The organism is Microcoleus sp. B3-D2 (assembly GCF_036705345.1).
Taxonomy (GTDB): Bacteria; Cyanobacteriota; Cyanobacteriia; order Cyanobacteriales; family Microcoleaceae; genus Microcoleus.
In genome coordinates this window covers 17,894-34,145 of sequence record NZ_JAUBUG010000074.1, presented here as the reverse complement: position 1 = coordinate 34,145, position 16,252 = coordinate 17,894, and the positions used below count along the sequence as shown (strand labels likewise).

At 47.4% G+C, this 16,252-nt stretch carries 15 protein-coding genes; 3 read left to right on the top strand and 12 right to left on the bottom strand.

What is annotated here, in order from left to right; translation table 11 throughout:
• Positions 1–58 precede the first annotated feature (58 nt).
• Positions 59–583, bottom strand: coding sequence for a right-handed parallel beta-helix repeat-containing protein (locus QUB14_RS23225; RefSeq protein ID WP_333219462.1), 525 nt, complete (start codon positions 581–583; stop codon positions 59–61).
• Between the two features lie 433 nt (positions 584–1,016).
• Entirely contained in the window at positions 1,017–1,352 is a 336-nt protein-coding gene (rpsF, locus tag QUB14_RS23220) for a 30S ribosomal protein S6 (protein WP_015176119.1), read from the bottom strand.
• Positions 1,353–1,367: 15 nt separating this feature from the next.
• Between rpsF and QUB14_RS23215 the strand changes: the two genes are divergently transcribed.
• A complete protein-coding gene (locus QUB14_RS23215; RefSeq protein ID WP_333219464.1) occupies positions 1,368–2,285 on the top strand; it encodes a carbohydrate ABC transporter permease in 918 nt (305 codons plus the stop codon).
• Between the two features lie 372 nt (positions 2,286–2,657).
• Here the strand turns inward: QUB14_RS23215 and QUB14_RS23210 are convergent, their stop codons facing one another.
• The 7 genes from QUB14_RS23210 to glyA all read right to left on the bottom strand — a co-directional run bounded on the left by QUB14_RS23210 (position 2,658) and on the right by glyA (position 12,112).
• On the bottom strand, positions 2,658–5,216 hold the full coding sequence (locus QUB14_RS23210) for an HDIG domain-containing metalloprotein (RefSeq protein WP_333219466.1): 2,559 nt from the start codon (positions 5,214–5,216) through the stop codon (positions 2,658–2,660).
• Positions 5,217–5,634: 418 nt separating this feature from the next.
• Positions 5,635–6,780 carry an ADP-ribosylglycohydrolase family protein gene (locus QUB14_RS23205; protein ID WP_333219468.1) on the bottom strand — a complete coding sequence of 382 codons (1,146 nt, stop codon included), beginning with the start codon at positions 6,778–6,780 and terminating at the stop codon, positions 5,635–5,637.
• A 167-nt stretch (positions 6,781–6,947) separates the two neighbouring features.
• Entirely contained in the window at positions 6,948–7,388 is a 441-nt protein-coding gene (aroQ, locus tag QUB14_RS23200; RefSeq protein ID WP_138920973.1) for a type II 3-dehydroquinate dehydratase, read from the bottom strand.
• A gap of 105 nt (positions 7,389–7,493) precedes the next feature.
• Positions 7,494–7,631: a hypothetical protein gene (locus QUB14_RS23195; protein ID WP_190663116.1), complete on the bottom strand. Its 138-nt coding sequence runs from the start codon at positions 7,629–7,631 to the stop codon at positions 7,494–7,496.
• Between the two features lie 299 nt (positions 7,632–7,930).
• Positions 7,931–9,187 (bottom strand): competence/damage-inducible protein A, encoded by a 1,257-nt coding sequence (locus QUB14_RS23190; RefSeq protein ID WP_333219471.1) that lies wholly within the window; start codon positions 9,185–9,187, stop codon positions 7,931–7,933.
• Positions 9,188–9,318: 131 nt separating this feature from the next.
• Positions 9,319–10,374, bottom strand: a complete 1,056-nt coding sequence (locus QUB14_RS23185) for an MraY family glycosyltransferase (protein WP_190663118.1) — start codon at positions 10,372–10,374, stop codon at positions 9,319–9,321.
• Positions 10,375–10,828: 454 nt separating this feature from the next.
• Positions 10,829–12,112 (bottom strand): serine hydroxymethyltransferase, encoded by a 1,284-nt coding sequence (gene glyA, locus QUB14_RS23180; RefSeq protein WP_190663119.1) that lies wholly within the window; start codon positions 12,110–12,112, stop codon positions 10,829–10,831.
• A gap of 168 nt (positions 12,113–12,280) precedes the next feature.
• On the opposite strand from glyA, the gene QUB14_RS23175 reads away from it, so the two are divergent.
• Together QUB14_RS23175 and QUB14_RS23170 are read left to right on the top strand one after the other, a co-directional pair.
• Positions 12,281–12,478, top strand: a complete 198-nt coding sequence (locus tag QUB14_RS23175; RefSeq protein WP_006631916.1) for a hypothetical protein — start codon at positions 12,281–12,283, stop codon at positions 12,476–12,478.
• 142 nt (positions 12,479–12,620) lie between these two features.
• Complete coding sequence (locus QUB14_RS23170; RefSeq protein ID WP_190663120.1) at positions 12,621–13,094, top strand: Tic20 family protein; 474 nt, start codon at positions 12,621–12,623, stop codon at positions 13,092–13,094.
• A gap of 87 nt (positions 13,095–13,181) precedes the next feature.
• Here QUB14_RS23170 and QUB14_RS23165 read toward each other — a convergent pair whose 3' ends face one another.
• From QUB14_RS23165 to QUB14_RS23155, 3 genes are all read right to left on the bottom strand, one after another.
• The gene (locus QUB14_RS23165) at positions 13,182–13,961 is read right to left on the bottom strand and encodes a fumarylacetoacetate hydrolase family protein (RefSeq protein WP_333219475.1); all 780 of its coding nucleotides are present in this window, start codon (positions 13,959–13,961) and stop codon (positions 13,182–13,184) included.
• Between the two features lie 88 nt (positions 13,962–14,049).
• Positions 14,050–14,631, bottom strand: a complete 582-nt coding sequence (locus QUB14_RS23160) for a 5-formyltetrahydrofolate cyclo-ligase (protein ID WP_333219477.1) — start codon at positions 14,629–14,631, stop codon at positions 14,050–14,052.
• A 191-nt stretch (positions 14,632–14,822) separates the two neighbouring features.
• Positions 14,823–16,223 carry an NB-ARC domain-containing protein gene (locus QUB14_RS23155; protein WP_333219479.1) on the bottom strand — a complete coding sequence of 467 codons (1,401 nt, stop codon included), beginning with the start codon at positions 16,221–16,223 and terminating at the stop codon, positions 14,823–14,825.
• Positions 16,224–16,252 lie beyond the last annotated feature (29 nt).

Here is a 16,252-nt window from a genome sequence, read left to right as displayed (position 1 = left end):
TAAGTTAGGAGTTGGGATTCAATCAACTCTCAGCAAAATCTTTCATTATATCATAAAATTATTTTGCAAGAGGTCTATTATAAAGGTTAACAAAATGGCTATTTCTAGCTGTAATCCCAGAATTATGAGAATTAATAACTTCTAAATCTTCGACTTGAATATAACTAACATTTTGTAACAAAAATGCACCTTGATCGTGAGGATAATGGGATTTCTTACCAGAGGGAGGCTCTACTTTAACTGCATCCGCATCAATAATAACTCGTTCTTCAGGATAGGCTCGATAAGTAATCCAAGCCTTTTCTGTCCCTGAATTTTTAGCTTGAATTTGTTCAGTTAGGCGATAAGTTCCAGCCCGAATATAAACTGCTTCACCCGCTTTTAATACCGACGCTGCGTGATTAATTGTTGACCAAGGATGCTCAAGTGAACCGTTATTTGTATCACTGCCATTTGGTGCAACATAAAAAACATGAGGATGGATTTGTGCTAAAGTTCGCGATGTCCAGCAGCCGCCACTAATCGCCAATAGCAATCCTGCTAATACTAACGTGATGAACCTATGAACGGTTTTTCTAATCATGAAGTTTTTTTAGGTAGCATTTAATCCTCACTGTTTAAACATTAAAGCACTTTCGTAATTTTGTAAATCTAGTAAGTAGGTAGGCGCTGTAAAACACAATTATGTTAAGGATTGTAAAGTCTCCTTAGCCCTAAGCGTGGCTAAGTTAGCCCTGTTGACATATTGTTACATAGCTCGGTTTAATCCCGCTTACCTACTTATAATTTCAATTAACCTCCAGTCCCGCCCTTAAGAAACTATGCTGTACCCACAATTACAGAAATCCCCCTAGCCTCTTTTTCAGGATGATGCCAGGGGGAGCGAAAGGCTCTGACGTTAGTTTTTCAAGTTGTGTGTACAGGGTAGCCCTTAAGAAAGGCGTGCCGGGGAATAAGCGGCCCTAATCGTCAAACAGCAGACTGGTACTACATAAGACGTTAAGTTGACACGAATGCTACTCGGCGACTTCCGCTTCAGCTTCCGCTTCAGGTGCATCTGGCACATCTTGCTTGATTGTCAAATAGCGAATCACTTCTTCGCTCAGACGCATCGCACGCTCTAGGGTAAAAATTGCAGCGCCCGGAGCTGTATAGTTCATTTGAACGTATACTCCGTCCCGGTGCTTGCCGATTTCGTAAGCCAAACGGCGCTTGCCGCGGTGCTGAGTTTCTATGTTTTCAGCACCTTGATCGCGCAAAATAGTTTGATATTTAGCGATCGCCTGGTCTGTCATTTCCTCACCCAAATCAGGGCGCAGAATGTACATAGTTTCGTAAATAAACGGTTTCATGGCAATAATCCCCTTATGGACAACAAGGCTTCTCACGAAGCAAGGACTTACTATCATATCCCAACAATGAACAATCTCAAAACTAAAAAACCAAATTCCCCAAACAACACTCCCTCGCCGTGGAACACCCTGTGGACGTACAGCATCATGAGCGCGATCGCACTTTTAATGCTGTTTCCCTTGCTGTGGCTGCTCAGTACCTCCCTCAAATCCCCCAACGAAAACATCTTTCAATTTCCCCCGCAACTGTGGCCACAACAGCCAACCCTCGAAAACTTCATCAAAGTTTGGCAAACCAACCCCTTCGGCAGTTACCTGTTCAACAGCACCCTAATTGCCGGCCTCACAGTTAGCATCAACGTCCTCTTTTGCGCCCTCGCCGCTTACCCCTTAGCCAGACTCAAATTTCGCGGCCGCGAAGCCATCTTAATCACCATCATTTCCACAATCATGATTCCTTTCCAAATAGTCATGATTCCCCTATACATATTGACTGTACAACTCGGACTAAAAAATAGTTATTTAGGGGTAATCTTTCCCGGACTAGCCTCAGCCTTTGGCATATTTTTATTGCGACAAGCATTTCTAGCAGTTCCCAAAGAACTAGAAGAAGCCGCGCGCATCGACGGCTGCAGCGAATTAGGCATTTGGTGGCACGTCATGATTCCGGCAATTAAGCCAGCTTTAGTCACTCTAGGAATTTTCGTATTTATCGGTTCTTGGAGCGACTTTCTGTGGCCGCTGCTAGTTTTAGACAGGCCGGAATATTACACTTTACCTTTAGGGGTAGCCAATTTAGCCGGGACTTTTTCTTTAGATTGGCGTTTAGTTGCGGCGGGTTCTATTATTTCTATTGTTCCTGTTTTAGGACTATTTTTGCTCTTGCAAAAATACATTGTGCCAACAGAAACTGCTGCTGGAGTCAAGGGATAGAATCAAGATAAACAATCGGCATTTATCCGCGTTCATCTGCGGTTAAAAATTAAAATCTTTTAAACTCACAACTCACAAAATTTATTTGTGAGGTAGGAACGGCCAGAAATTCGCTGGATTGTTTACTGCGCTGCGGTTGTAGATACTATCATCGCTTGTGCAAATGCGATCGATGCCCAAGACTGGCAAAAATTGCGATCGCACCTAGCCAGCGAAAGAGATATCGACTCTTCGGAGTTTTGAGGAATCAAACAACCTGTGGTAATTGTCAGCGACAATTCTGAAGTGCATCGCTATTCGCGGGGCAAATCGCAATGAAATCTCATTCACAACTGAAATGCGAGCTGATTTTTTCTAACTAAAATTTTCCTCCTACCTAGGGGTAAAAACTGCACTAGGGTAAGCAATTCGCTTGTGATTGAACTGTTCCCAAACCCGCACAAAAATCTCCGCAATTAGAGACATATCCTCCCGTGTTAAACCCGAATCAATCAACTGATTATCCTGCCAGCGAGCCCTCAAAATCCGATTAACCATATTCAAAGCCTCTTCATGAGTAGCATCCTTGAGCGATCGCAAAGCAGCCTCGCAAGAATCCGCCAGCATCAGAATCCCCGTTTCCCGCGACTGCGGAATCGGCCCATCGTAGCGAAAATCCTCCTCCCTCACTTGGCGACTTGCGATTGCTAACTTTGAATTATTCGCATCTGGCAAAGCAATCTTTAAATCTTCTATTTCTTTTGCAGCAATTTGCTGCGCTTGGTGGTAGAAATAAGCAATTAACATTGTACCTTGGTGCTCGGGAATAAACGCCTGAATTGCCTTCGGCAATCGATGCTTCCGCGCCATCACCAAGCCCTCGCTAACGTGCTTTTTGATAATCTCCGCGCTCGCCCAAGGGTCATTAATTTCATCGTGTTTGTTGCCCCCGCCCATTTGATTTTCACAAAATCCGAGGGGGTCGTGCATTTTTCCAATATCGTGGTATAATGTCCCAGCTCTGACCAGCTCAACATTGCAGCCGAGTTCCCGGGCCGCAGCCTCCGCCAAACTCGCCACAAACAGCGTGTGCTGAAAAGTCCCCGGAGCCTCGGCAGCCAGTTTCTTCAACAGCGGGCGGTTGGGATTGGCAAGTTCCGCCAGCCGAGTCGGCGTAATCAAGTCAAAAACGTGTTCCAAATAAGGGCTGATGCCGATCGCCACAACGCTCCAAGCCAAACCGGCCAAACTTTGCGCGCCCACAGTACCGAGCACGACGTACCAAATCGCACCGACAGCGGCGCTGGCAATCAAAGTCCCCACCAGATAAACCGTGCCCTGAGTCAACCCAAGAGCCAAGCCCAAAAGAGCCAATTCCTCGCGCGATCGCAGCCGCCCGGCCATAAAAGCGCCCAGCAATCCCCCCGCCCCGCTAGCGACTAAATGAATCAACTCCACATTTAAGCCAACGGGCAGCAGCACCGACAGCAGCCCCACCACAGTCACTCCTACCGCCGAACCGTAGAAGCCGCCCGCTAAAATCCCGATCGCCGGCAAACTCGTCCAAGGCAGCCCCAAACTCACCAGCACCGGCGCGCTCAAAGTCAGCAGCAGCAATAGCAAATGATCTCTGCGGCGCAAGCGGTAGTGCCTTTCCACCAGCAGTACGATCGCAATTGCCCCCGCGACTAAACAAACAAAACCCGTCAGCCCCAGCCAATTCACCCCCCGCCGGCTTAAACCAAAATAGTCCAGCAACACGAAATCCTGCTGCGAGATCTCTTGTCCTTGTGCAACAATTATCTCGCCCCGATCGACTGCGATCATCACCGGTTTCACCTTTTGCGCCGCTAATTCAGCTAACTCTTTGGTTTCCTCGGGATCTCTCACCAGATTGGGCTGCAAAATGGCTGTTAAACCCTCAACCGCCAAAGCTTGGGACTCTAACGGCACTTCCTCAGCCACTTGCAACTTCACAGCTTCTTTCAAAATCTCCTTTGGCAACCCCTGCGGGATACCTTGAGCCACCATCCTTTTTGCCGCCCGACTCATACCGGTTTGGGTTTTCTGCCAAGCTGCATCCGACAAATCAAACAGCGAAGTATCGTAAATCTGTGGGAGCCCCAAAACCGAGGGTTCTCCCAGCGCCTCCACAGCTTTGAGATAGCGGCGGCGAGCAGAGGAAATACTGTCTGTGAGGCTTTGAAACTCTGCTGCCCGGACCGATCTGCTGTAAGCTTGCAGTTGAGCGATCGCATCTTGCTGAGACTTGTTATCTGTTGCCGCAGCAATTGCGGGGGAATCCAAACTCAATCGCTCGGAAGTTGCACTTGTGTCACCCGCTTGCGCCACAATAGATCGCCACTCCCACTCAGGACAGCCGCGCAAGTAAACCTGAGCCGTATTTGAGAGCACCGAGGGACTCGCAAACGGAAACGGGCCTACCGCTTCCCGCAGCTCGCTTCCCTGCTGCAAAAATTGTTGTAATTCTCGATAAATTTGTCCGTCAACTGCTGGATCGAGCATTAATATCGCTACAGCTCCGATCCGCGCTGCTTTCCGCTGTTCTTCAGTAGTTTTGTAATCGGGGATGCTAGCACTAGCAGGAGCCTTAATCGTCTCAGGAGCTTTCGTCCCCACATCCAGTTTCGGCTGGTTGTAGAAGCGGTGGCCCAGAGTGCTGCTTAGGGAAACTACCGCTACGAGCGCCAACATAGGGGAACGAGCTTGATTTTTGAGGCTTGATTTGGACGTTTTACTTGTAAATCTAAAAGTAGTAAAAGTCTCGGGAAGAAGCCATTTCTGGTGCGACAAACGGCTCAGGAGAGGCCCGCCAGCGCGTGAGGTATCTGCTTTGCTGCAGCCATTTTGCACTTTAGCAATCTGTTGGCGTAGTGAGCGCGCAGCCCCTAGCTGCTCAATCTGCCGCATCAATGAGGAGAGCGTATTCATTTGTGTCGAAGATATATCACTGTTATCCAGCAGCTTTGTCAGAATTTCTGACTGTGCATCTTGATTGATTTTATCCGAACTACCCTGGCTGAATATTCAACCCTCCAGGCTACTTTGCCTGACTATCGCCAGCAGTTGGCTTTCCTAACGGTGGCCAACAACCCAAGCAGCTTCTTTGCTTCCCTTGTCCATCTTGAACAGAACTTGCGCGCGAGGGCTAAAAACCCCGTTTCTCCGTAGATTCTTCGTTTCCCAACCCCATATTCTTGTTTAAACCTGGCTTGTTGGGGCAGGCGCGTCCGATTTAATTTTTCACTTTTTAATCTTTAATTGTCGCTCTCCTTCCACTTTCGCTTTTGACTTGTTAATGGCTAATTGCTAATTTCTGGTTTCCCCTTACCGTTAAAAGCTCCAAACTTTATATTTTACGAGGTCTAATGACATAAGGTGCAGCCACCGATCGGGCTAGCGCTGCGGAATCCAGTCCGGCATCGGGCCTGTAAACTCCCGCCCAAACAGCAAACAGGTTATTTGCTAACTCTACAATTTTTGCATCGCTGCCAGTTCCCCATAGCGAAGTTTCTCGGCCGTCGGCTAGCTGCTGGGATTTAACGTCAGGCGAAGATACCTGTCGCCATTCTACAGGAATCGCAGCAACGCCGTTATAGGCTCCCGACAAAGCTCCTGTCAAAGCGCAGGTGAGTTGTCCAGCTATGCCACAGCGGGCGGCCCGCACCACTGACAAGCGCAAGTCTTCTGGGGTGTTTAAGAAGCAGTAGAAAGCTAAGGTAATGGGAATGAAATTTCCAGGGTTAATTGACTCGGTTTGTAATTTTTTCTCGCCTTCGTCCTGTCTTTCTCGCAAAGCTGTGGCGCTTTTGCACAGGTGAGTGGTGGCTGTTTCTAAATCGGCTCCCTTTTCTAGTAGTATTTGCACTTGCAGCAGCAGCTCTGTTAAGGCATTATCTGTTTTCAGGTAAGCAAGTGTTTGCTCGATCGCTGTCGCCGGGTCAAGTCTTTCTTTGAGAGCTCGGGCGATCGTATATGCTACTGCTAAAATTGCTGTTTCCCATTCTGGCTGGTTTTCATGATGCCAAACCTCTATCGCCAGCATGATTTTTTCTCGCAGCTTGGCTTTATTTTCGTGAAAAAACATCGCGGATGGCAGCGCAGCAACGGCAGCTTCACCAGGGTTAAGCAGGGTTTGAAACTCACTGTTGCGGGGATGGTAAATTTCCGACTTGGCAAATGCTTCCCAAGTATCGCGCCAATCTTTTAAATCTAAACTTCTACACCGAATTAAACTTTGAGCGCACGCTACCGCAAGTCTCCCCGATTCGGATGAGTCTTTGGCACTGAGGATTTTGCTGTTGAGAGAATTCAACGCCAATGTTGCCCCACTTAAGGTCAATTTTTGGTGTTTCGTCAGTTGTAAAATTGGCTGCAAGTCTTCTGTTTGTGGGGGAATACCCACGAGTTGCCTCTGGTATTGCAGGCCTATAGAGTCTCCTAAAACTGCCCCCAGGATGGTTCCTTGAAACTTGCTCAACAGGGAATGCCGCATTTGAATTTAACTCAAGTTGTTAGTAATTGGTAATCGGTAATTTAGAATTCTTCCTGGTTTGCTTCTTTGCCTAACTATTGTTATTAATTTTAATTCAACCCAAACATATAAGGGCTGGTTTTCTATCTAAAACCTGCCCTCATCCGATCGCTACAATCGGTAAATTTTTAATTTTTAATCAAGTAACTAACTAGAGCTTGCAACCCCAGCCGATAACTTTCTGAGCCAAAACCGCTGATTTGCCCGATCGCCACTGCTGCGATAAACGAGTGGTGGCGAAAAGCTTCCCGCCGGTAAATATTGCTCAGATGAACTTCTACCGCAGGGATATTCACTGCGGCGATCGCGTCTCTAATTGCCACACTCGTATGAGTATAAGCTCCAGCATTAATCAATAAGCCTTGGTGCTGCCCTAACATCGAGTGAATTGCATCCACCAAGACCCCTTCATGATTCGACTGCTGAATTGAGACTTGCACCTGGAGGGCTTGCGCTTCTCGTTCTAACAACTTGTTGATATCATTTAAAGTCGCAGAACCATAAACTCCAGGTTCTCGCTGACCCAATAGATTCAGATTAGGGCCGTGAAGTACCAGGATATTTAACAATTTTAAAATTTCCAGCGCAACAAAAACTATGAGAGTTTTGACATGGGATTTAGAACCAGTCTGCCACCTCAAACCTCAAACCTCAAACTTCTAATTCAGTCCCGACTACCTGCGATTCCTGGGTTGGTTGACAGGAATACGAATCGGCTCGAGTTCCGGTTCAGGTTCGGGACTCAGCAGTCCTTCTATCAGCTTGCGAACCCATTCTTTAATTTCTTCCAGCACCTTTTCAATGTCTTCCATTGAACGGATAGCTCCTTTTTTTATAGTCTAGATTGCTAAACCGACGGCTAAATATCTGAAAATAAGCAAGCACGACTTTGAAACCAAAGGTCAAACTTGCTTTCTCACTTGCTGGTTATTTTGAGCAATGGAGAGAGTCAGTATATTGGCCAATCAGTCCTATCTTATTATCATAACGAATCTTTACAGATAATCAATAGGCCAGCGGAATATTGCCGAACTATCTCGGAGTAGAGAGTGTTAAATAAAGCTTAAGCTTACGGTTGACTGTTGACAATTGACCAACCGTAGGATTTTTTCTACGCTTTTGCCAACAATAATTTACGGCGGAGCCGATCGAGCGCCGTACAGCTACTCAGATTCCGAATCCAATCGCGGCCTCTGGCATCGCCAAAGCGGTATTCAAAACTTTCTGCGTCGCCGTGGGGGCCCGCTAAACCGACATAAACCAGCCCGACAGGTTTAGCGTCTGTGCCGCCTTCGGGCCCGGCGATGCCTGTAATGCTCAATCCCCAACTGGTGTTGAGGCGAGATCGCACTCCCGCAGCCATTTGTTTTGCCACTTGGTGGCTGACTGCCCCAAATTCGGCTAAATCTTGCGGATTAACACCTAATAATCCTTCCTTAACCCGATTGTCGTAAGAAATAATCCCGCCCAAAAAGTACCTCGAACTCCCGGCAACACCAGTCAGCATCGCTCCCAACCCGCCTCCCGTGCAGGATTCAGCCACGCTAAGAGTTTCGCCAGCCAACAGCAGCAATTTACCGACAGTCGAGGCGAGGGTATCGGTATCGGCACCGTAACAGTCTAGGCCAGCAATCTGCAGCAACTGTTGTTCGATCGGCTCAATCAAGTTTTTCGCAGCCACGGAGGACTCCGCGCGGGCCGAAATCCGCAGTTTGACTTCGCCGTGATTGGCGTAGGGAGCCACAGTAGGATTAGTTAAATTGAGAAAACTATCTACTTTTTCCGCCAATGCCGACTCAGCAATCCCCCAAAATTTCAATGTGCGGCTGTAAATAGTGGCGCTGCACCAGCCGCCATTTTTCAGGTAAGGAACAGCGGTTTCTTGCCACATCAAGTGCATTTCCGCCGGTACGCCGGGAAATGTCATTACTGTCACGTTAGAAACCGGCTGCCAAATAATACCCGGTGCAGAACCGCTGCGGTTGGGCAGAATGTCCGCAGTTTCTGGAATTAAAGCTTGTTTGCGATTGCTGGGACTCATGGTGCGTCCCCGCTGGGCAAATTTGTATTCGATATCTGCGATAATTTCCGGCTTTTCTATTAAGGGAACCCCAAAAAAATCGGCGATTGTTTCGACTGTCAGATCGTCTGGTGTGGGGCCCAGGCCTCCGGTGAAGAGCAAAAGCTGCGATCGGCTGACGGCGATTTCTAACACTTGTTTGATACGTTCTGGATTGTCCCCCACCACTGTTTGATAGTAGTGAGGGATTCCCAGACTCGCTAATTCTTTGGCTAAAAACTGGGCATTGCTATTAAGAATATCGCCTAACAGCAATTCAGTGCCAACACAAATAATTTCAGCAACCATTCAATTTTAGATTTTAGATTTTGGATTTTAGATTGGGGAATTGGGCATTGGTAATTGGGCATGGGGAATTGGGCATTGGGCATTGGGAATTATTTTTATTCCTTCTTCCTTCTTCCTTCTTCCTTCTTCCTTCACCTAGCGTGTCTCCAAACTTTCCAGCTAGCATATCCCAGCAAACTTGTGGCACCCATAGCGTAAATTACGCCGCTGGGAAGCGAAAAAGCTAGGGCTAAACTTCCTACCCACAGTGTCAGCGAGTAAATAAATAAAACCGCAAATCGATGGGATAGTCCGGCTTCTAGAAGTCGGTGGTGGAGGTGGCGCTTGTCAGCAATAAACGGTGACTTGCCGTTGCGAAGTCGATCGAGAATCACCGCCGACATATCTAAAATCGGTACAGCTAAAATTAAATATGGCAGCAACACAGAAGTAACAGCCGTAGTTTTAACTAACCCAATTACTCCCACTCCAGCGAGAGTAAACCCGATAAAATAAGCCCCGCCATCTCCCATAAAGATTTGAGCCGGATTGAAGTTGTAGCGCAGAAATCCCAAGGCCCCGCCAGCTAAAGCCGCTGCAATCAGGGCCGCCGCCGGTTGGTGCATCGCCAGACTGACAATCAGCATTACAACTGCTGCAATCCCTGAAACTCCGGCAGCTAAACCGTCCAAACCGTCAATCCAGTTGATGGCATTCGCCATGCCTACAAGCCAAATCACGGTAATTGGCAAGCTCAGCCAGCCAATATTAGTCAATCCCAGGGAGGGAACTGTGAGAAACTCAATTTGTACGCCTGCCATCCAAACGATGCTGGATACGCCAATTTGCATGAGCAAGCGTTTTAATGCCGAGAGCGAAAATAGGTCGTCTGCTAAACCGATGAGGAAGAATCCGATGCCACCGAGGGTGACTCCCCAAATTTCGTATTCGTCTTTGGGATTGAGAACTTGTCCGTTAGCATCGATGAAGCCTCCTGAGAGCCAGACAAATAAGAGGGCAGTGATAGTGCCGAGAAAGATCGAAACTCCTCCCAAGCGCACCATCGGGCGCTTGTGGACTTTTCGCTCGCCTGGCCGATCGACTCGCCCGCTTTTGAGACCAATTTTTTTGACTATTGGCGTACTCCAGAGGACGATGATCGCAGAAACCAGAAAAGCGAGTATGTGGTACAGATACTGGTACGGCATCTGAAATCAATTTTAAATAGTGCGGGGCAATTAGTCTGTCAGGCAGAGTCTACTACATTTCAGATGGCTTGTAACAAGGAAACATCTTGAAGAGCGACTGGGGGTTTGGGAGTCGGAGATTTGCCGCAAGGGCAGTTGCCCTGGGGCGAATTGTCAGGTTTTTCATTCATAACTCTCGAATTAACGATTTGAAATATCGAGTCTTTCGCGAGCAAAAAAGTCGATATTTGGCGAGCGGGCTCAGTTGAGCGGTATCTTTCACAACCGACAAATACCGTTAGTCAAACCAGCCCCGCCCGACAAATATCTTTACTAAAAACCGTATTGGCGATCGATATTTTTGGTGAAAACCGCTTGTCAATATCGCTACCGACAACTCTCAATCTTTTCCTGCTCTTTTACCCTTTTACCCGTACACTTCCAACTACCAATTCCCCATTGCCGATCAGGAAAATTAAGCTAATGCCGGCACTTTCAAGTACAAGTGGGGATATAAGGGGAAGCGATCGCACAGTGCTGCTACTCGACGCAGGCAGTCGGCGGCGACGCTTTCATCATCTGGATTTAGCAGGCGATCGGCAATAATATTGCCTATCTCGGTAAATTCTGCTGTTCCCATTCCCCTGGTGGTCATCGCCGGCGAACCGAGTCTCAAACCGCTGGTGACAAAGGGCGATGCCGGATCGAAAGGCACGGTATTTTTATTAGCAGTAATATTCACACCGCTGACTAATTGGTCCGCTCGCTTGCCTGTCATGTTTACCGATCGCAAATCAACTAGCATTAAGTGATTGTCCGTGCCGCCGGAAACGAGTTTTAAACCCCGCTGCTGCAACTGTTCCGCTAAAGCGCGCGCATTTTCAATTACTTGACCGGAATAAGTTTTAAATTCAGGCTTTAAGGCTTCGCCGAAAGCTACTGCTTTGCCCGCAATGACGTGTTCTAAGGGGCCACCTTGAGTGCCGGGGAAAACTGCTTTGTCAAACTTTTTACCTAATTCCGGGTCATTAGTCATAATCAAGCCACCACGGGGGCCGCGCAGGGTTTTGTGAGTGGTGGTGGTGACTGCATGACAGTGGGGGAGGGGGTTGGGGTGATGCCCTGTGGCGACTAACCCGGCGATGTGGGCGATGTCGGCGAGCAGGTAGGCTCCGATTTCGTCGGCGATCGCTCTAAACTTCTCAAAGTCGATAATTCGCGAATATGCTGAATAGCCACAAATTAGCAATTTCGGTCGGTTTTCTTTGGCAAGTGCCAAAATTTCGTCATAGTCGAGCTGTTCTGTTTCTTGGCTGACGCCGTAGTGAAAAGCTTTGAACCATTTGCCGGATACGTTGACCGGCGAACCGTGGGTCAAGTGTCCGCCGTGGGACAAATCCATGCCCATAATTCCGTCTCCGGGTTCCAGCAAGCTCAAAAATACTGCAAAGTTGGCTTGAGCGCCGGAGTGGGGCTGGACGTTGGCGTGAGCGGCTCCAAATAGCTGTTTGGCGCGATCGATCGCGATTTGCTCGATGCCGTCGATAAATTCGCAGCCGCCGTAGTACCGTTTCGCTGGCAGTCCTTCGGCGTATTTATTGGTCAGCACTGAGCCTTGAGCTGCCATTACGGCTGCGGAGGTAAAGTTTTCGCTGGCGATGAGTTCTAGGTGGTCTCGCTGCCGCTGGAGCTCTTGCCCGATTAAATCGGCAATCAGCGGATCGGTTTTGGAAAGGAATTCTAAGTTAGTGTCCGTCACAATAATCAACCTCTTGACAGTTTTGGGATTGGGAATTGGGGATCTTATACCGTACTACGGATTTCGCACCATTGACATAAATATTACGTTGTGTTCAGGTTAAGCGGTTTGTCCCCAACTCCTGACATACAATGAAATTACTGGTGTGAAACCTGCCGGAGGTATCAAATGTTAGTCATTTTAATGGAAAATCAGATGCTTGCCCCTCAGTGTGTTTGCCAAAGTTGTTTGCTGGCAGATCGCACTGGCCAACCGCGCTGGAGCGGTGGAGAGCTTCGCTGTGGACATCCAGTTGCTAAACCTACGGAAAATTTGCCCGATCGGTACGAGTGTCAAATGGGCTTCGTCATTGCCAATATTAAATAAGAAAGCCTGCCGTTGGTAGTTGAGGCTGCTCCCCGCTGAGTGAAAAGCAAGTTCCGGCAGAGTCGAAACACAAACCCTGCTGCTGCGTTATCCTGAGTTTAATGGAATTAATAGTTAATCGATCGACTCAGGAGAGTTCATTATGACTTGGCGCGGGTCTACAACTGTTCGAGACCGGATTTTTGCTTCTTTGCCTTATTTGCTCCCGTTGGTTGACGGGCTTGCCTTTGGCAGGTTTCTGTTTCAACAGTTTCCTGTCCTGCAACTGTTGTTGATACCGCTAGCTCCATTGATGCAAATTTATAGTTTGCCCTTTGCTAGCTTGATTATCTTCTTTGCCCTGTATTTAGGAGTAGTTAGAAACGAAAACATCAGTCACTTCATTCGTTTTAATGCGATGCAGGCGATTCTTTTAGACATTGTTTTGATGCTGTGCGGCCTGGTTTTGCCGATTTTTTCTAACGGCGTCCAAGTCGCCTTTATTGCGGAAACTCTTTATAACATGGTGTTTTTGGGCGCTTTTGCTGCATTTGTCTATGCAGTCGTGCAGTCGCTTTTGGGACGCTATGCAGAGATTCCTCCGCTTTCGGATGCTGTTTATATGCAGGTTCGTTAGTCAATTGGCAGTTGGCTGTTGACCGTTGACAGTTGACAGTTCGCAGTTGTTAGTTGTTAGTTGTTGGTGATAATCACCAATTACCAATTACCCATTACTAATAACTACTGTATTTTCAAGACTGCCGATGCCTTCAATTTCGATGCGGACTCGATCGCCTATTTGTAGCGGCCCTACTCCTTGCGGAGTTCCAGTCAGTATCACATCGCCTGGAATTAGGGTCATTATTTGACTGATGTAGGAGACGAGAAAGTCTGGGGAAAATACCATGCGATCGATCTGGGATGACTGTACCGGTCGCTCGCTCTCATTGACAAAAGTCTGCAATTGTGCTGCAGGACTCAGTTCGCGGACAATCCAAGGCCCCAAGGGACAAAAAGTATCGAACCCTTTGGCCCTCGCCCACTGGTTGTCCCGCTTTTGCAAATCTCTGGCTGTTACGTCGTTGGCGATAGTATAGCCCCAAATTTTGCTGTGTGCTTGTTCGGGAGTGCAGTTGGTACAATGTTCGCCAATTACCAGAGCCAATTCTCCCTCGTAGTCTACCCTTTCCGACTGCTGCGGATAGCGAATCGCTCCACCTGTGGGGATGACAGCACTCGGAGGCTTGAAAAACAGCAGGGGCTCAGCAGGTACAGGGGTTCCCATCTCGGCGGCGTGATCGACATAATTTTTCCCTACGGCTACAATTTTTGAGGGAGAGCACGGGGCGAGAATTTGGTAAGTATCTGGTGAAAGTTCCAAATCAGTTGGTTGTCCTTTTAACCAGGGCGGTGCATCAAATACTTGAACGCTGTGGCCCAGTTGCAGTAAACCGTAATGGATGTGTCCTTGTGTTGTTTTGACTCGAACGTAGCGCTGGGCCATACTATTTTAGATTTTAGATTTTAGATTCTAGATTCTAGATTAAGAGGATATAGGCATAATTGCGGAAAATTAATTTGTTTATGCCCGTTTAAGATTTTCGCTGTGCAATTTTGCAACCGCTTTCTGTACAAATGCCGTGCAGCGGTTTGTCCCAGGGGTCAACTGGTAGTTGGGGGAGCAAGGCAAATTCAAAGATTGTGCCGATCGTAACTTTTGATTCCCACTCAGCTAAACTGAGCATTCGATCGTAATAGCCACCGCCGTAGCCCAACCGATAGCCGCGAACATCGCAGCCTACTGCGGGTACGAGCATTAAATCTACTTCTGAGTGGTCTATTTTAGGAGCATCCGGCAGGGGTTCTAGTATGCCATAAGCTCCACTATGTAAAGCATCTCCGGGCTGCCAGATGTGCCAGGATAGCTCTTTGCCCACACAGCGGGGAAATCCCCATTTGCGGGGGGTTACAAATAGGGGACTTAAATCTGGTTCTTGGCGACAACTGAAGTAGGCGAGGATTGTTTTTGCTTGGGTGAATAGGGGCGACTTTTGCAGATGATTGCAGATGCGATCGCTCTTTTGTCTCCATTCTTGTGCTGATAGGGATTTGCGGGTGTTGAGGAGCGATTTTCTTAGTTCGGTTTTAGTTAATGAAGGTTCAGCAGTATTCATATTTGCGATCGAATCTCTCGTTTGACTTCCAGTCCAACACGGCTTGAAAACCCCTGTCTTACAGCGAAAGTCCTCTTTTAGAGGACTACAATTAATTGCATCTTCATCACATTCTGTAGTCGGTTTTAACCGACTTTAGCTTTGAGGCAGGGGTTTCAACCCCTGCCGGACTGTCGGACTGTCGAAAAGTATCAACCAACTGGATTGGAGAGCACATATTGTCTCACCACAGGACAAACACTGAATAGCGTTTCATTCTCCTGTTCTTCTATTTCAACGAGCGATCGCCTCCCCAAAGATTGCAGCCCGTTGAATAAGTCGGAGGGCGATAAATCGGCATCTTGTAGCAATTGCTCTATTGAAACTGAATTTGCTTCGCGGCTGAGGCGGCAGATGAGGTTTTTTTCTAATTCTGACAAACGATTTATCTGCGGGTGCAATGTTGCTGCCAATTCTTCCCCTAAGAATAGCATATCATATTTTAAAAATTCTGCAACCCTACCTCGGAATATTTCTTGAATAGTGGTGGCGACTATTTTTAACCACAATGGATTGCCTCGGTAGGTGTTAATTAAGTTTTCCCATGTTTCGGGATTGAGTAAACTTTTTTGTCGGCAAATTTCGGCTGCTGCTGCACCTATGCCTTTGAGTTGCAAGGCGCGAACTTGTGATTTTTCTCCTTTTAACGCAGTAATTTCTCTGGGTGGTTCCCAACTATTGAGGATTAAGCAACTGTTGTGGGTTGTTTCTCCGATTTGTCTGAAGAGGATGCTGTAATTTTCGCATTCGGCGCGGTAATTTCCTGCTAATTTTCCGCTGCTGAGAATGGTTTGCACGTCGTCGAGGATAATGAGACAGCGGTTTTTTCGCAGAAATTCCATTAACAGGGAAAGTCGATCGGGGATGCTGCTAGGGAGTTCGATTTCTGGTTTATTTAAGAGAAATTCTAGGAGATTTTTTAGGGTAGTTTCTAACGGTGGGCAGTAGCGGAGACTTCGCCAGATGACGTATTCAAAGTTATGCTGAATTTTGTGGATGAGGTGGAGGGAAAGTGCGGTTTTGCCGATGCCGCTGAGTCCTGATATTGCTGCGAGGGTGCACTTTTCTTGGACGATCGATTTTTCCAGGGTGGCGAGTTCGGATGTGCGATCGAACAATGATGAAATATGAGGTGCGTCTGCTAAGTCTAGTCTGGTTTGGGGTTGGGAGGTGTCTGAGGTGGGAGTTGAGGGCGATCGATCTTTTGGAACTTCTGGAGGTTGCAAAGTGTCTCCACAAACGTTGATGTTATTAATTGATCCAAAGTCTTTCGCGAAATTTGATGAAACAATGGAAAATCGACATCTTTCTAATGTTGTTTTAAAATTTGATTTATTCAGTTCTTCACCTAAGACATCAGAGAGAACTTGCCATAATTCAGAAGCCACATTTCTGACATGACCTTCAGTGCAGTGAGATTCTTCTGCAATTTTAGAGTATCTTTGACCTTTCCATGCACCCCGCAAGATAGCTTCTTGCAGATCGTCCAAGTGTTCTCCTGTTTTGGCGAAAACCAGATCCTCGGCAAATCTCAAGACTTCTTTAACGTCCATTGGTCGAGTAGGTGTAGGGGTTTTTCTTA

Bases quoted from the DNA above. Each gene is read 5' to 3' on its own strand.
- QUB14_RS23175 (WP_006631916.1), top strand. From the start codon at position 12,281: ATGTTAGTCATTTTAATGGAAAATCAGATGCTTGCCCCTCAGTGTGTT.
- QUB14_RS23205 (WP_333219468.1), bottom strand. From the start codon at position 6,780: ATGCGGCATTCCCTGTTGAGCAAGTTTCAAGGAACCATCCTGGGGGCA.
- QUB14_RS23160 (WP_333219477.1), bottom strand. From the start codon at position 14,631: ATGAATACTGCTGAACCTTCATTAACTAAAACCGAACTAAGAAAATCG.
- QUB14_RS23195 (WP_190663116.1), bottom strand. From the start codon at position 7,631: ATGGAAGACATTGAAAAGGTGCTGGAAGAAATTAAAGAATGGGTTCGC.
- QUB14_RS23185 (WP_190663118.1), bottom strand. From the start codon at position 10,374: ATGCCGTACCAGTATCTGTACCACATACTCGCTTTTCTGGTTTCTGCG.
- QUB14_RS23190 (WP_333219471.1), bottom strand. From the start codon at position 9,187: ATGGTTGCTGAAATTATTTGTGTTGGCACTGAATTGCTGTTAGGCGAT.
- QUB14_RS23210 (WP_333219466.1), bottom strand. From the start codon at position 5,216: ATGAATACGCTCTCCTCATTGATGCGGCAGATTGAGCAGCTAGGGGCT.
- QUB14_RS23165 (WP_333219475.1), bottom strand. From the start codon at position 13,961: ATGGCCCAGCGCTACGTTCGAGTCAAAACAACACAAGGACACATCCAT.
- rpsF (WP_015176119.1), bottom strand. From the start codon at position 1,352: ATGAAACCGTTTATTTACGAAACTATGTACATTCTGCGCCCTGATTTG.
- QUB14_RS23170 (WP_190663120.1), top strand. From the start codon at position 12,621: ATGACTTGGCGCGGGTCTACAACTGTTCGAGACCGGATTTTTGCTTCT.
- QUB14_RS23225 (WP_333219462.1), bottom strand. From the start codon at position 583: ATGATTAGAAAAACCGTTCATAGGTTCATCACGTTAGTATTAGCAGGA.
- QUB14_RS23155 (WP_333219479.1), bottom strand. From the start codon at position 16,223: ATGGACGTTAAAGAAGTCTTGAGATTTGCCGAGGATCTGGTTTTCGCC.
- QUB14_RS23215 (WP_333219464.1), top strand. From the start codon at position 1,368: ATGGACAACAAGGCTTCTCACGAAGCAAGGACTTACTATCATATCCCA.